The sequence below is a fragment of the Sphingomonas sp. genome (genome assembly GCF_024508665.1).
Lineage (GTDB): Bacteria > Pseudomonadota > Alphaproteobacteria > Sphingomonadales > Sphingomonadaceae > Sphingomonas.
Genome location: NZ_JANINP010000006.1, coordinates 36,043 through 48,767, shown reverse-complemented (window position 1 = coordinate 48,767; position 12,725 = coordinate 36,043). Strand labels below are relative to the sequence as shown.

The window sequence follows — 12,725 nt, the reverse complement described above, 5'->3', positions numbered from 1 at the left end:
CTCGCTCAATAATGATACCGGCACTGCGCGATCTCGAGCGATTGCGCGTCGTCCTTGCCGCTCACCCGATAGACCAGCCGATGCTCGCGGTTGATCCGTCGCGACCACCAACCTGACAGATTGCCGCTAAGCGGTTCGGGCTTGCCGGTGCCGCGGAACGGGTCGCGCATCGCTTCCTTGATCAGCGCATTCACGCGGTCGAGCCCGCGCCGGTCGTCGCCTTGCCATTGGAGATATTCCTCCCAGGCGCGCGACGAGAAGACGAGCTTCACGGCTCGATCAAGCTGCGTTCGTTACCCTTGCCGGCATCGAGTTCGGCGACGCTTTCGAGCAACCTTTTGGCGTTGGCCGGCGATTGCAGGAGGTAGAGTGTCTCCTCGATCGAGGCCCATTCGCTCTCGGAAACCATCACCACGCCCTCGCCCTTATGGCGGGTGATAGCGATCGGCGCCTTATCGGCGACGACTTGGTCTAGCACCGCCTTGAGGTTGGCGCGGGTTTCGGAAACGCTCATGGTTCGCATGGCGTGGATGTACAACAATCGGTACAATATTTCAAGATGGGCGACTGCGTCGCCCCTACCGCTCATCCCGATAAAACGGCCGGTCCCCCGCGACCGTCACGCGCTCCATCCGCCGCACGGCCGGGAAATAGTCCGATGCCGCGTAATGCTGCGCGGCGCGGTTGTCCCAGAAGGCGATCGAGCCGGCGCGCCATTTGAAACGGCATTGATATTCGGGGATCGCCGCCTGGGCGTAGAGATGCTGGAGCAGCCAGTCGCTCTCCCTCGCCGACAGCCCCTCGATATGGCTGGTGAAGGCGGTGTTGACGTAAAGCGCCTGCTCGCCCGTCTCCGGATGCGTGCGGACCACCGGATGGCTCTGCGGCGGGTATTTCTCGTGCAATTCCTCGGGCCGCACGCCCAGCTTCTTCGCGAACACGCGGGCGATATCGTGCGACGCGGTCAGCGTGCGGCACCAATCCTGCAAGGCGGGCGACAAGCCGCGGAACGCCGCACCCATGTCGGCGAACAGGGTGTCGCTGCCGACCTCCGGCACCTCGATCGCGCGCAGGATCGATCCGAGCGACGGCTCGGCGCGCCACGTCACGTCCGAATGCCAGGCATTTTCGGTCCCGCGCGACTTCGGTCCGTGCGCGATGTGCAGCACCTCGGGATCGGGCTGGTCCTTGGGCGTCGCCGGGTGGATCTCCAGCGCGCCGAAGCGGCGGGCGAAGGCGATATGCTGGGCGGCGGTGATGTGCTGGTCGCGGAAGAAGATCACCTTGTGCTGGAGCAGGGCCGCGCGAATCTCGGCGATGACCGCGTCATCCTGCTCCTGCGACAGATCGACACCATGGATCTCGGCACCGATCTGCGGCGTCAGCGGGGTGACCGTAATGCGCGTCAGCGCGCGCGGCGATGCGATCTCGTTCATCCGCACCTCTCCTGTCCTTATCTTGCAAGCATTTAGCGGAGCGGCGGGCGCCTGAGTCAAGCGGGGGTTGCGGCATCGCGGCGGGTCGAGCACCCAATGTGGCGAACCGCCGGACCGCATGGGGACCGGCGCGATCAGCCAGACCGGAGCTCGCCTTGCCTCACCTCGCCCATATCGCCCTGATCGTTCGCGACTATGACGAAGCGCTCGCCTTCTATGTCGGCAAGCTCGGTTTCACCCTGGTCGAGGACAGCTACCAGCCCGAACAGGACAAGCGCTGGGTGACGATCCGTCCGCCGGGCGCACCGGACGGCGCCACCACGATCCTGCTCGCGCGCGCCTCCAACGAGCATCAGGCGAACTATGTCGGTGATCAGGCCGGCGGGCGCGTGTTCCTGTTCCTGGCGACCGACGATTTCGAGCGCGATCATGCCGCCTTCACCGCCGCCGGGGTCGAGTGGGTGCGGGCGCCGGCGACCTATGACTATGGGCGGGTCGCGGTCTTCAAGGATTTGTACGGCAATCTTTGGGACCTTATTCAGTTCGCGGCCGGGCATCCGAACGCGGCCTAATTCCTCCCCGGATCGGGGAGGGGGGCCATTGCGCAGCAATGGTGGAGGGGTCCCGCGAGGATCCCGCCAAAGCGAAACGGCCAGCGAATTTTGGGCCCCCTCCACCACGCGCTGACGCGCGCGGTCCCCCTCCCCGTGCCGGGGAGGATTTTTCGGCCCGCCCGCCTCCGGCTGAACCCTTCCACCCCTTGCGCGTTTCTCCACCCGACCGGGGGCTGGAGACACACCATGCGCCTGCATTTCCTTGCCGTAGCCCTAGCGCTGCTGCCCGCCGCCGCGATTGCCCAGGAAGAGACGACTCCGCCCCCGGACGTCGCCGTCGAGACGATCGGGCTCAAGCCCGGCGAAGCCCGGACCTTCGTGCTGCGCCCCGGCGGGCACCATCAGTTGCTGGTCCCTGCGGCGATCGACGATCCCGGCGCGATCTCGGTCACCTATGCCGACAATGCGGGAAAATCGGCGATCACGGTGACCAGCGCATCGGGGCCGATGACGTACAAGATACTGTCCGATCCGACCGGGAGCGGCGGCTATGTCGACGCCGGAACCTTCACCATGCGCGGCAACGGCACCGCGACGACCGAGACCTTCGATCGCGATCTCGGCGCGATCGTTATCGGCGAGTTCAGGGCGGCGGGTTGAGCTGAAAACCCCTAAATCGTTGCGAAACCGATTCGACTCGTCGGGCCGGGCCAGCTCGGTTAGGCTGCGGGAATCGTCATCGATTGGGGAAACGCGATGCTCACGAACCTCGGCCTGTCGCTTGCGGCCTTTACCGAATTGCACGTCGTCATCAGCCTGGTCGGCATCGCCGCCGGACTGGTCTTCTTCGTCGCATTGGCCGGCGGGCGCTGGCTGTCGTTGATGAACGGCCTCTTCCTGGTCTTCACCATCCTGACCAGCGTCACCGGCTTCCTGTTCCCACCCAAGCCGATCGGGCCGCCGTTCATCTTCGGCGTGGTGTCGCTGGTGGTGCTCGCGGTGGCGCTTTATGCGCTGTACGGCGGCAAGCTCGCGGGCGGATGGCGGCGCGTCTTCCTGGCGACCGCCTTGTTCGCACAATGGCTCAACATGGTCGTGCTGGTGGTGCAGAGCTACCAGAAGATCCCCGCGCTCCACGCGCTGGCGCCGCTCGGCAACGAACCGGCCTTGCTGGCGACGCAAGGCGCGGTTGCGATCGTGGTCCTGTATCTCGCCTGGACGACATTGCGGCGCCCGGCTGTTTGATCTGGTAGCGCAGGGAGCACGTCAGCACACTAGCCCCTCCCCTTCAGGGGAGGGGACGGGGGTGGGGGATGCCTCGCAGAGCGTATCGCCCGTGACTGCCCCACCCCAACCCCTCCCCTAAAGGAGAGGGGCTTTGCGCAGCTCAACGCACCTGCGCGTCGTGCTTCTGGCGATAGATGGCGCGGCTGGTGCGGTCCTGCATCCGTTCGATGCGATAGCGTTCGCGGCCGTTGAGCCCGCCGTCCGACGCGCGGGCGCGCGCTTCGTAATTGGCGATATGGCCCTCGCGGCGTTCGAGCCGATAGGTTTCGCGGGCGTTGAGCTGGCCCGAATTGACGCCGTTCTGGATGCGCTGCTGCTGGCGCGACTGGCGCTGGTTGATCCGCGCCTCGGCCGGCGCGGCGGCGGTCAGTGCGGTCACGCCGATCAACGCGGCGCAAAAGAGCTTGGTACGCATGTCACTTCTCCTTTCGGGGTATCGTCCCCGGCAGGATCAACGGGCGAGCGGCGACGAACCTTCGCGCCCCGGCTCAGATCCAGCCCGGAGCATGGACGATCTCCAGCTTGAGCCCGTCGGGATCGGCGAAGAACACGGCGTAATAATCGCCCGAATATTCAGGATAATGCGCCGGCGGATCGAGCACCGGGATGCCGTGTTCGACCAGCAAAGCGTGCGCGGCGTCTACCGCGTCGCGGCTCTCCACCCGCCAGGCGAGATGATGCAGCCCCGGCGCATAGCGGTCGTGCGATCCGCCGCTGGTCGCGGTGCGGATGCCCAGCGAGGCGCCGAACGGCTCACGTCCTTTCAGATCCCATTCGCAGCCGTCGGGACGATCCTTGACCATCGTATAGCCGAGAAACTCGAGCACCGGCGCATAGACGCGCCTGGCCGCGGGGACGTCGCTGACGCTCAAGTCGATGTGGTGGAACGCACCGCGATTGTCGCGCGGATCGTCGGTCATGGATCGACTCCTTCGTTCAGAGAACATATCATGAACATATCACTCGATTCGGAGGACTGTCATGCTCGTGCAAACGCTTCACCGCCTGTTCTTCGCCATCAAGCCGGCGATGCACGCCATTCCCGCGATCGAGGCGGCGCGCCGGCTCCATTGTCCCGGCCGCCCGGTCAGGAGCGAGCATCTCCACGTCACGATGGAGATATTCAACGACCATATCGGCCTACCCGAAATGCTCGTCGAACAGCTGATCGCGGTGGGTAACGATATCGACATGCCCGGGTTCCTGCTGTCGATGGGGCGCGTGGTGGGAACGACACGGTCGGTAGCGCTCAGGCCCAATGGCCGCTCGACCGGGCTCGCGCTGCTGCAGCGGGCGATCCGCGAGCGCGTGACCGAAGCCGGGCTGGAGCCGCGCGACGGCTGGACGTTCAACCCGCACATGACGCTCGGCTATCGCGACGAGGCGGCCTTCTCGCGCGCGATCGATCCGATCCTGTGGCAGGTCGAGGAACTCGTGCTGGTCCACAGCCATGTCGGCGAGACGCGCCATGACATTATCGGGCGATGGACGCTGTCGCCGGAATTGCCGTTGTTTCAGTGACACAATTCCTCCCCGAGCTTGCTCGGGGAGGGGGACCATTTGCTTCAGCAAATGGTGGAGGGGCGAAATCCAATCCTCGCCGCCTGCGCGGCTGCGGCCCCTCCACCATCCGCTTCGCGGACGGTCCCCCTCCCCAAGCGAGCTTGGGGAGGATTTTGAGCCGCCTCACCCGATCGCCGGCAGTGCCCAGTCGATCGGCTTCTCGCCATGCGCCTGGAGAAACGCATTGGCCTTGGAGAAATGCTTGCAGCCGAAGAATCCCGAATAGGCCGACAAGGGCGACGGATGCGGCGCTCGTAGCACCAGATGCCGCCCGCCGCGCTCGACCGACTCGACGAACGCCGCCTTCTTCTGCGCGTGGCTGCCCCACAGCATGAACACGACCGGCTTTTCGCGCGCATTGACCAGCCGGATCACCGCGTCGGTGAAGCGTTCCCAGCCGCGCCCCTGATGCGACGCCGCTTGTCCCATTTGAACCGTCAGCACCGCGTTCAACAGCAGCACGCCCTGCTCGGCCCAATGTTCGAGGAAACCGTGCCGCGCCGGCGGAATGCCGAGATCGGCCTCCATTTCCTTGTAGATGTTGACCAGGCTCGGCGGGGTGCGCGTCCCCGGCTTGACCGAAAAGCACAGGCCATGCGCCTGGCCGGGGCCGTGATAGGGATCCTGCCCCAATATGACGACGCGGACATTGTCGAGCGGCGTCAGGTCGAGCGCGCGGAACCATTCGGGCCCCTTGGGGAAGATCGCCTTGCCGGCCTGCTTCTCGGCGACCAGGAAGGCGCGCAGGCTTGCCATATAATCGCTGGCGAATTCGCCGCGCAGCGGTTCGAGCCAGCTCGGATGGAGTTTGGGCTCGCTCATCGCCGCCCCTCAGGCCGTGTGCTTGACCAGTGCCTGATATTCGGGATGGCGCTCGATGAACGCCTTCACGAACGGGCAGATCGGGATCACCTTCAACCCACGGTCGCGCGCCGAATCGAGCGCCGCACGGATCAGCTTCGAAGCGATGCCACGTCCCTCGAGCTTCTTGGGCACCAACGTATGGGTGAAGGTGATCGTGTCGCCCTCGAGCTGATAAGCGGCAATTGCCCGATGGCCGTCGACTTCCAGCTCGAACTCATTCTCGGCCCGATTGTCGGTGACGACGTTTTCCATGCTGGTTCTCCGCTAGCTACAGCCTCCGCTTAACGGTAGCACCGCGCCATGCAAGCCGGGCGCATCGTTCTCTCCGCTGGCCAGCGTTGTGAGGACCGGAAGCAGTATAACGGGCCTCCCCGCTGGCGTTTGCAGCCAAGTGTCCTATGTCGCACCCCGTGACCGATCCCGCTCAAGTACTCCACTCGACCTTCGGCTTCCCGGCGTTTCGCGGCGTGCAGGAATCGGTCGTGTCGCGCGTGCTGGCGGGGGAGAATACGCTCGCGGTGATGCCGACCGGCGCGGGCAAGTCGCTCTGCTACCAGCTGCCCGCGGTGATGCTCGACGGCACGTGCGTCGTGGTCAGTCCGCTGATCGCGCTGATGCACGATCAGCTGCGCGCGGCCGAGGCGGTGGGCATCCGCGCCGCGACGTTGACCAGCGTCGACGAGAACCGGGCGGAAACGCGCGGGCGGTTCTTGGATGGCGAACTCGATCTGCTCTATGTCGCGCCCGAACGCGCCTCGAACAGCGATTTCCGCGATCTCCTCGAACGCGGGCGGGTGGCGCTATTCGCGATCGACGAAGCGCATTGCGTCAGCGAATGGGGACACGATTTCCGCCCCGATTACCGGCTGCTCCGCCCGCTGCTCGACCGATTTCCGGGCGTCCCGCGGCTCGCGCTGACCGCGACCGCCGACGCGCATACCCGCGCCGACATCCTCGAGCAGCTCGGCATCCCCCAGGACGGGCTGATCGTCGCCGGGTTCGACCGGCCCAATATCCGCTATGCGATCAGCCCGCGCGACAACACCACGCGCCAGATCGCCGATCTGATCGCCGAGACGCCCGGCCCCGGCATCGTCTATGCCCAGACCCGGATGGGCACCGAGAAACTGGCCGAGGCTTTGGCCAAGACCGGCCGGCCGACGCGTGCTTACCATGCCGGGCTCGAACCGAAGATCCGGGCGAAGAACCAGGCCGATTTCGTCGCGTCGGAAGATATGGTGATCGTCGCCACGGTGGCGTTCGGCATGGGCATCGACAAGCCCGACGTCCGCTTCGTCGCGCATGCCGGCCTGCCCAAGTCGATCGAGGCCTATTATCAGGAAACCGGGCGCGCCGGGCGCGACGGCGACCCCGCGATCGCGCATCTGTTCTGGGGCGCCGACGACTTCGCCCGCGCTCGGCAACGGATCGGCGAGGTCGAGGCCGCGCGGCAGCCGGGCGAGCGCGCGCGGCTCAACGCGCTCGGCGCTTTGGTCGAGACCGCGCAATGCCGCCGCAAATTGCTGCTCGCGCATTTCGACGAGCGCGACGCACCCGATCGCTGCGGCAATTGCGACAATTGCCTCGCCCCGCCGGCGGCGGTCGATGCGACGACTGTCGCGCAGAAATATCTCTCGGCAGTGTTCCGTACCGGGCAGAGTTTCGGCAGCGGCTATATCGAAGCGATCCTGACCGGCCAGTCGAGCGAGCGCAGCCTGATGAACGGGCATGAGGCCTTGTCGGTGTTCGGCATCGTCGATGGCGAGGAAGCCGCGTTGCTCCGTCCGGTCGGCCGCGCGCTCCAGGTCCGCGACGCGCTGCGCACCAACCCGCATGGCGGGCTGGAGTTCGGCCCCGGTGCGCGCGCGATCCTCAAAGGCGGCGAAAAGGTCGAACTGGTGCTGCCGCCCAAGCGCGAGCGGCGGCGGCGCGGCGGTGCTACCGGCGGCGGTACCAACCCGATCGGCGATCCTTTGTTCGAAGCCTTGCGCGAGAAGCGCCGCGAACTCGCCAAGGAAGCGAGCGTGCCGCCCTACGTCATCTTCCACGATTCGGTGCTGCGCGCGATGGCCGAGCTCAAACCGGGCACCCGCGCCGCGCTCGGCACGATTTCGGGCGTGGGCGAACGCAAGCTCGACGCTTATGGTGACGCCTTCCTGCAAGTGATCCGGGAAGCGGCGTGAGTCTCTTTTTCAGCAAGCGATGAGGTCCCAGTGACGATGATCCGCAAGGTCGACGACAGCATTTCGGTGGCGCCGCAAATCTCGGTCGAGGATGTCGCCGAGATCAAGGCCGCGGGGTTCACGGCAATCGTCAACAATCGTCCCGACGACGAGGAAGCGGGTCAGATCCCGGGCGATGCGATTCGCGCCGCGGCGGAAGCGGCGGGACTGCGCTATACGGCGATCCCGATCACCCATGCCGGATTCAGCTATCCGCAGATCGCGGCGATGGCCGATGTGCTGACGGATGCTGAGGGCCCGGTGCTCGCCTTCTGCCGCTCGGGCACGCGCTCGTGCAACCTGTGGGCGCTGGCCCAGGCGAAGAATGGCGCCGACGCCGACGAACTGATCGCGAAGGGTGCCGGCGCGGGCTATAATCTCGACGGCCTGCGTCCATTGCTCGATCAGTTGAAGGCCCAGGCATGACGCAGGCGCAGCTCGTCCAGCTCGCGGGGTCGATCATCGCGATTCTGGCGCTGGCCGGGGTGGCACGCTGGCTCAAGCTGGGCGAGAGCCGGATTTCCACCGAGGACGACGCCCGCCGCTTCGCCGAAGAGGCCTTGGCCGGGTTCGAGGGCGGCCGCGCGCTGATATCGGGCGACGGCGGCGCGGCTTTGGTCCAGGGACAAGGCACGATCGCGGTGCTCAAACGCCATGGCGCCAAGGTCGCGGTGCGCCGGCTGGTGCCGCCGCTCCGGGTCCGCGAGGCGATCGAGGGCGCGACGGTCGATACCGGTGAGAAATTGTTCGGACCGGTCACCTTGTTCGGCATCACCGCCGATCAGGTTCGGGGGCTGGAAGCGCCACTTACACTAGTGTAAGCAAGCCGCGGAGAATGGGGTAAACGTGCCCCAAAGGATGCTGATGGCCGCGCCGCATTTGCCCGATATCGTCTCGCTCGCCGTGCCCGGCTTCGTGCTGCTGGTGCTGGCCGAGATGCTCGTCGCCTGGGCCAGGGACAAGAGCCGCTACGAACCCAAGGACACGCTGACCAGCCTGGCGCTCGGCACCGGCAGCACCGTTGCCGGGGCGATCACCGCGGGTGCGATCTATGCCATGGCGAGCTGGCTCTACGGCCATTTCCGCATCGTCGACCTGCCCAATCCCTGGGCCTGGTATTGGTTCGTCCTGTGCTTCGTGATCGACGATTTCGCTTATTACCTGTTCCACCGCTCCGCGCATCGTGTGCGCTGGTTCTGGGCGAGCCACGTCATCCATCACAGCTCGCAGCATTATAACCTGTCGACCGCGCTCAGGCAGACCTGGACCGGCTTTATCTCGATCGCCTTCATCTTCCGCCTGCCTTTGTTCCTGGTGTTCCCGCCGGCGATGGTGATCTTCGTCGGCGGGGTGAATTTGATCTACCAATTCTGGATCCACACCGAAGTGATCGGGCGGATGCCGCGCTGGTTCGAAGCGGTGATGAACACGCCGTCGCACCACCGCGTCCATCATGCGACCAACCCGCGCTATCTCGACAAGAACTACGCTGGTGTGTTCATCGTCTGGGACCGCTGGCTCGGCACGTTCGAGCCGGAGCGCGACGACGAGGCGCCGCGCTACGGCATCGTCAAGAACCTGGGCAGCTTCAACCTGATCTGGGCGGCGTTCCACGAATGGGTGGGGATCGCCAAGGACGTGTGGTCGGCGCCCGGGCTCAAGGCGAAATGGAACTACATCGCGAAGCCGCCGGGCTGGAGTCACGACGGCAGCCGCGAGACGTCAGAAACCATAAAAGCGCTCTGGGAAGAGCGCGAACGCACACGGGAGAGAGTGGAGTGGACGAAGCCGATATCGTCGTCGTCGGAGGAGGATCGGGCGGCGCCGCCGCGGCCGGACGGCTCAGCGAGGACGGCCGCCACACAATAGCGTTGCTGGAAGCGGGCGGGCGCAACACCGGACTGCGCACGCGCGTCCCCGGCTTCATGGCGCTCCAGACCGACAAGACCAATTGGCGGCTCGAAACCGTGCCGCAGCCGGGCCTCAACGGGCGCCGCGGCTATCAGCCGCGCGGCAAGGGACTGGGCGGATCGAGCGCCATCAACGCGATGCTCTATCTGCGCGGCAATGCCTGGGATTACGACAATTGGGCGGCGATGGGCTGCGACGGCTGGTCCTATGCCGATGTCCTGCCCTTCTTCAAGCGCAGCGAATCGAACGAGCGGGGCGCGAGCGACTATCATGGCGGCGACGGGCCGCTATCGGTTTCCGACCAGCATTGGTCTCACCCGGGGAGCGCCGAATTCGTCGAAGCCGCGGCGATGCTGCAAATTCCGCGCAACGACGATTTCAACGGCGCGCGGCAGGATGGCGTCGGCATCTATCAGGTGACGCAAAAGGGCGGCGAGCGCTGGACGTCTAGCCGCGCTTATGTCGAGCCGGCGCTGTCGCGGCCCAATTTCCATGTCGTGACCGAGGCGCTGGCCGAGCGCGTGCTGTTCGAGGACGGCAAGGTCTGGGGCGTCGCCTATCGCCGCGGCAATGAAAGCCATGTCATCCGTGCGCGCAAGGCGGTGGTGCTGGCCGGCGGCGTGTTCGGCACGCCGCAAGTGCTGATGCTGTCGGGAATCGGCCCCGCGGCGCACCTGGCGGCGCACGGCCTGCCGGTCGCGATCGATCGCCCCGCCGTCGGCGCCAATCTGCAGGATCATATCGATTACGTCGCGGCGTTCGAAGTCCCGGGGCGCTTCTTCATGGGTCAGTCGCTGGCAGGGACGCTCGGCATGGCTGGAGCGGTGCTCCGCTGGCTGCGCAGCCGCTCGGGCCCGATGACCACGCCGTTCGCCGAAGCCGGCGGCTTCCTCACGGTGATGCCCGACGCGCCGGCGCCCGACGTACAGCTGCACTTCGTGCCGGTAGTGCTGGAGGATCACGGGCGGACCAAGGTCACGGCGCACGGCTTTTCGTGTCACGTCTGCGTGCTCAGGCCCGAAAGCCACGGCACTGTCCGGCTGGCCTCGTCCGATCCGCGCGATACGCCGCTGATCGATCCCGCCTTCCTGACCGATCCGCGCGACATGGCGGTGCTGAAGGCAGGCGTGCGCACGATGTACCGCATCCTCAACGCGCCGCCGCTCAGCGCGCATCGCGGCAAGGACCGCTATCCGATCGACTTCGGCGACGACGACGCGCTTGAGCGCCTGATCCGCGCGCGCGCCGACACCGTCTATCACCCGGTCGGTACCGCGCGGATGGGGGCGGATGATGATGCGGTGTGCGATCCGAAGCTGCGCCTGCGCGGGGTCGAGGGCCTCTACGTCGCCGATGCCTCGATCATGCCCAAGCTGATCAGCGGCAACACCAATGCGCCGTCGATCATGATCGGGGAGCGCTGTGCCGATTTCGTGAAGGCGGATTTGAAGGGGTAGAGCCCACATCCCTAGGCGAGAGGGTCTAAATTGCAGACGGCGCTGCCCTTCGCAAATCCTCCCCCGCCAGGGGGAGGTGGCACGCGAAGCGTGACGGAGGGGGCGGGCGGCAGTCGGCTATCGTCGTGCTTCCTCCCCCTCCGTCGCCTTCAGCGACACCTCCCCCTGGCGGGGGAGGATTGAGGAACTCCCGTACGCAATACCCTCAATAAACCCAGTCGACGGTCAGAAACACCTTGTCCGTATCCGTCGCGAACCGATCCGCGCGGTAATGCGCGAAGCGGGCGGCGAGCGTGTAGCGCTTGACCTTGGCCGACGCGATCAGGTCGAGTTCGTCGCCATAATGAAGTGACGACCGGTCGCTGTCGAAGCGATGGAAAGTCGCGCCAACGCCATAGCCAGACACCCAGCCCTTGCTTTTCCAATTGGCGCCGAGGGTCGCATAAAAATCGCGCAGGCCATTGGGCGGCGTGACGGTGAACTTGCTGGCCCAGCCCTGGAACTTGAAGAACGATGCGAGCGGGGTCTGGACGCTGGTCAGCGCCACCCCCTTGTCCGCGCCGAGCACTTCGTATCCGACGGTCGCGCTCAGCACCTTGGCCGTCAGGCTCGCTTCGCCCAGCCAGTAACTGGCGGCGTAGTGGTTTGGATTGCGCGCATAATCGCTCTGTCGCGCATAGCTCGCGATATAGCCGAGCTTCAGGTTCTTCGACAGCGGTCGGCCACCGGCGAAGCGAACGCCATAGGTCTGGCTCGATAGGCGGAAGCCCGAGAGTGCCCCCGAATCCTGGTCGACCAGATAGGCGAAGCCCGACAGCGTGCCGATCGGCGTCGCATAGCCAATGATTGCGAAATAATTGTCGCCGCCGATCGATTGCGGCCGCGCGGGCGTGCCCTGGATGCCGTTCACCGTGCGCACCGACCAGGAATAGGCCGCATCGACGGTCACGCCCTTCAGGCCGCCCAACCCGCTATATTGCACGCGCACCGCGTCGAACGTCTGCTCGTTCTGCCGCCACGCCGCCGGTCCGACGAACCGCTGGTCGGCGAAGTCGAGCACCTGCCGTCCGGCGGTCAGTTTCATTCCCTTGGCCATATAGGCAAGCTGGGCGCGATTGAGTTCGATGTTGCCGGGGTCGGCGACGACCGGCAGTGCGCGGCCGTTGAACCCGTCATTGTAGCTGGTGGTAAAGGGGATATTGCCCTCCGCCTCGGCCAGCGCGCTGATCGGACCGGCGGTCGCCTGAACGCCGCTGCGAATGCGCAGCGTAACCCCGTCGGCGCTGTCGGCGATGCCGTCCTGGTCGACATGTTCGTAGCGCAGTCGCGCGTCGATCAACGGCTTGAGCGTAATGTCCTGGGCATGCGCGCCGGACGCGGCCAATCCGGTGGCGGCGAGCGCGAACGCGCCCCAAGTACGACGATGCAAAA

Annotated in this window: 17 protein-coding genes; 9 read left to right on the top strand and 8 right to left on the bottom strand. The window is 65.9% G+C overall.

The features are described 5' to 3' along the window. Positions 1 to 5: 5 nt before the first annotated feature. From Q0L25_RS09005 to Q0L25_RS08995, 3 genes are all read right to left on the bottom strand, one after another. Positions 6 to 272, bottom strand: a complete 267-nt coding sequence (locus Q0L25_RS09005; RefSeq protein ID WP_296613513.1) for a Txe/YoeB family addiction module toxin — start codon at positions 270 to 272, stop codon at positions 6 to 8. Then, positions 269 to 514, bottom strand: a complete 246-nt coding sequence (locus Q0L25_RS09000) for a type II toxin-antitoxin system Phd/YefM family antitoxin (protein WP_367184107.1) — start codon at positions 512 to 514, stop codon at positions 269 to 271. Before Q0L25_RS09000 ends, Q0L25_RS09005 begins: the two co-directional genes overlap by 4 nt. 64 nt (positions 515 to 578) lie before the next feature. Continuing rightward, positions 579 to 1,436: a TauD/TfdA family dioxygenase gene (locus Q0L25_RS08995; RefSeq protein ID WP_296613509.1), complete on the bottom strand. Its 858-nt coding sequence runs from the start codon at positions 1,434 to 1,436 to the stop codon at positions 579 to 581. A gap of 155 nt (positions 1,437 to 1,591) precedes the next feature. Here Q0L25_RS08995 and Q0L25_RS08990 point away from each other — a divergent pair, with 155 nt between their 5' ends. From Q0L25_RS08990 to Q0L25_RS08980, 3 genes are all read left to right on the top strand, one after another. Continuing rightward, positions 1,592 to 2,008 carry a VOC family protein gene (locus Q0L25_RS08990; protein WP_296613507.1) on the top strand — a complete coding sequence of 139 codons (417 nt, stop codon included), beginning with the start codon at positions 1,592 to 1,594 and terminating at the stop codon, positions 2,006 to 2,008. Between the two features lie 228 nt (positions 2,009 to 2,236). Then, positions 2,237 to 2,650, top strand: coding sequence for a hypothetical protein (locus tag Q0L25_RS08985; RefSeq protein WP_296613505.1), 414 nt, complete (start codon positions 2,237 to 2,239; stop codon positions 2,648 to 2,650). 96 nt (positions 2,651 to 2,746) lie between these two features. Then, positions 2,747 to 3,235, top strand: coding sequence for a hypothetical protein (locus tag Q0L25_RS08980; RefSeq protein ID WP_296613504.1), 489 nt, complete (start codon positions 2,747 to 2,749; stop codon positions 3,233 to 3,235). A gap of 142 nt (positions 3,236 to 3,377) precedes the next feature. Here Q0L25_RS08980 and Q0L25_RS08975 read toward each other — a convergent pair whose 3' ends face one another. After that, positions 3,378 to 3,692 (bottom strand): hypothetical protein, encoded by a 315-nt coding sequence (locus Q0L25_RS08975; RefSeq protein WP_296613502.1) that lies wholly within the window; start codon positions 3,690 to 3,692, stop codon positions 3,378 to 3,380. A 73-nt stretch (positions 3,693 to 3,765) separates the two neighbouring features. Next, entirely contained in the window at positions 3,766 to 4,197 is a 432-nt protein-coding gene (locus tag Q0L25_RS08970; protein WP_296613500.1) for a VOC family protein, read from the bottom strand. A 61-nt stretch (positions 4,198 to 4,258) separates the two neighbouring features. Here Q0L25_RS08970 and Q0L25_RS08965 point away from each other — a divergent pair, with 61 nt between their 5' ends. Continuing rightward, a complete protein-coding gene (locus Q0L25_RS08965; RefSeq protein WP_296613498.1) occupies positions 4,259 to 4,798 on the top strand; it encodes a 2'-5' RNA ligase family protein in 540 nt (179 codons plus the stop codon). 165 nt (positions 4,799 to 4,963) lie between these two features. Here the strand turns inward: Q0L25_RS08965 and ung are convergent, their stop codons facing one another. Together ung and Q0L25_RS08955 are read right to left on the bottom strand one after the other, a co-directional pair. Then, positions 4,964 to 5,662 carry a uracil-DNA glycosylase gene (ung, locus tag Q0L25_RS08960; RefSeq protein WP_296613497.1) on the bottom strand — a complete coding sequence of 233 codons (699 nt, stop codon included), beginning with the start codon at positions 5,660 to 5,662 and terminating at the stop codon, positions 4,964 to 4,966. Positions 5,663 to 5,671: 9 nt separating this feature from the next. After that, positions 5,672 to 5,956, bottom strand: a complete 285-nt coding sequence (locus Q0L25_RS08955; protein ID WP_296613495.1) for a GNAT family N-acetyltransferase — start codon at positions 5,954 to 5,956, stop codon at positions 5,672 to 5,674. Between the two features lie 158 nt (positions 5,957 to 6,114). Here Q0L25_RS08955 and recQ point away from each other — a divergent pair, with 158 nt between their 5' ends. Genes recQ through Q0L25_RS08930 form a run of 5 tightly spaced genes read left to right on the top strand, consistent with a single transcriptional unit; the run spans position 6,115 to position 11,294 of the window. Then, the gene (gene recQ / locus Q0L25_RS08950; protein WP_296613493.1) at positions 6,115 to 7,887 is read left to right on the top strand and encodes a DNA helicase RecQ; all 1,773 of its coding nucleotides are present in this window, start codon (positions 6,115 to 6,117) and stop codon (positions 7,885 to 7,887) included. 36 nt (positions 7,888 to 7,923) lie between these two features. Continuing rightward, the gene (locus Q0L25_RS08945) at positions 7,924 to 8,352 is read left to right on the top strand and encodes a TIGR01244 family sulfur transferase (RefSeq protein WP_296615647.1); all 429 of its coding nucleotides are present in this window, start codon (positions 7,924 to 7,926) and stop codon (positions 8,350 to 8,352) included. Further along, positions 8,349 to 8,747 (top strand): hypothetical protein, encoded by a 399-nt coding sequence (locus Q0L25_RS08940; RefSeq protein WP_296613491.1) that lies wholly within the window; start codon positions 8,349 to 8,351, stop codon positions 8,745 to 8,747. The genes Q0L25_RS08945 and Q0L25_RS08940 overlap by 4 nt, the downstream gene beginning before the upstream one ends. A 43-nt stretch (positions 8,748 to 8,790) precedes the next feature. Further along, complete coding sequence (locus tag Q0L25_RS08935; protein ID WP_296613489.1) at positions 8,791 to 9,795, top strand: sterol desaturase family protein; 1,005 nt, start codon at positions 8,791 to 8,793, stop codon at positions 9,793 to 9,795. Further along, complete coding sequence (locus Q0L25_RS08930; protein WP_296613487.1) at positions 9,705 to 11,294, top strand: GMC family oxidoreductase; 1,590 nt, start codon at positions 9,705 to 9,707, stop codon at positions 11,292 to 11,294. The genes Q0L25_RS08935 and Q0L25_RS08930 overlap by 91 nt, the downstream gene beginning before the upstream one ends. A gap of 205 nt (positions 11,295 to 11,499) precedes the next feature. Here Q0L25_RS08930 and Q0L25_RS08925 read toward each other — a convergent pair whose 3' ends face one another. Next, positions 11,500 to 12,723: an alginate export family protein gene (locus Q0L25_RS08925; RefSeq protein ID WP_296613485.1), complete on the bottom strand. Its 1,224-nt coding sequence runs from the start codon at positions 12,721 to 12,723 to the stop codon at positions 11,500 to 11,502. Positions 12,724 to 12,725: the final 2 nt, after the last annotated feature.

Excerpts from the sequence above, each read along its gene's own strand:
- Q0L25_RS08955 (WP_296613495.1), bottom strand. The coding sequence starts at position 5,956 with ATGGAAAACGTCGTCACCGACAATCGGGCCGAGAATGAGTTCGAGCTG.
- Q0L25_RS08940 (WP_296613491.1), top strand. The coding sequence starts at position 8,349 with ATGACGCAGGCGCAGCTCGTCCAGCTCGCGGGGTCGATCATCGCGATT.
- Q0L25_RS08965 (WP_296613498.1), top strand. The coding sequence starts at position 4,259 with ATGCTCGTGCAAACGCTTCACCGCCTGTTCTTCGCCATCAAGCCGGCG.
- Q0L25_RS08970 (WP_296613500.1), bottom strand. The coding sequence starts at position 4,197 with ATGACCGACGATCCGCGCGACAATCGCGGTGCGTTCCACCACATCGAC.
- Q0L25_RS09000 (WP_367184107.1), bottom strand. The coding sequence starts at position 514 with ATGAGCGTTTCCGAAACCCGCGCCAACCTCAAGGCGGTGCTAGACCAA.
- Q0L25_RS08975 (WP_296613502.1), bottom strand. The coding sequence starts at position 3,692 with ATGCGTACCAAGCTCTTTTGCGCCGCGTTGATCGGCGTGACCGCACTG.
- Q0L25_RS08980 (WP_296613504.1), top strand. The coding sequence starts at position 2,747 with ATGCTCACGAACCTCGGCCTGTCGCTTGCGGCCTTTACCGAATTGCAC.
- Q0L25_RS08945 (WP_296615647.1), top strand. The coding sequence starts at position 7,924 with ATGATCCGCAAGGTCGACGACAGCATTTCGGTGGCGCCGCAAATCTCG.
- Q0L25_RS08995 (WP_296613509.1), bottom strand. The coding sequence starts at position 1,436 with ATGAACGAGATCGCATCGCCGCGCGCGCTGACGCGCATTACGGTCACC.
- Q0L25_RS08985 (WP_296613505.1), top strand. The coding sequence starts at position 2,237 with ATGCGCCTGCATTTCCTTGCCGTAGCCCTAGCGCTGCTGCCCGCCGCC.
- Q0L25_RS08935 (WP_296613489.1), top strand. The coding sequence starts at position 8,791 with ATGGCCGCGCCGCATTTGCCCGATATCGTCTCGCTCGCCGTGCCCGGC.
- ung (WP_296613497.1), bottom strand. The coding sequence starts at position 5,662 with ATGAGCGAGCCCAAACTCCATCCGAGCTGGCTCGAACCGCTGCGCGGC.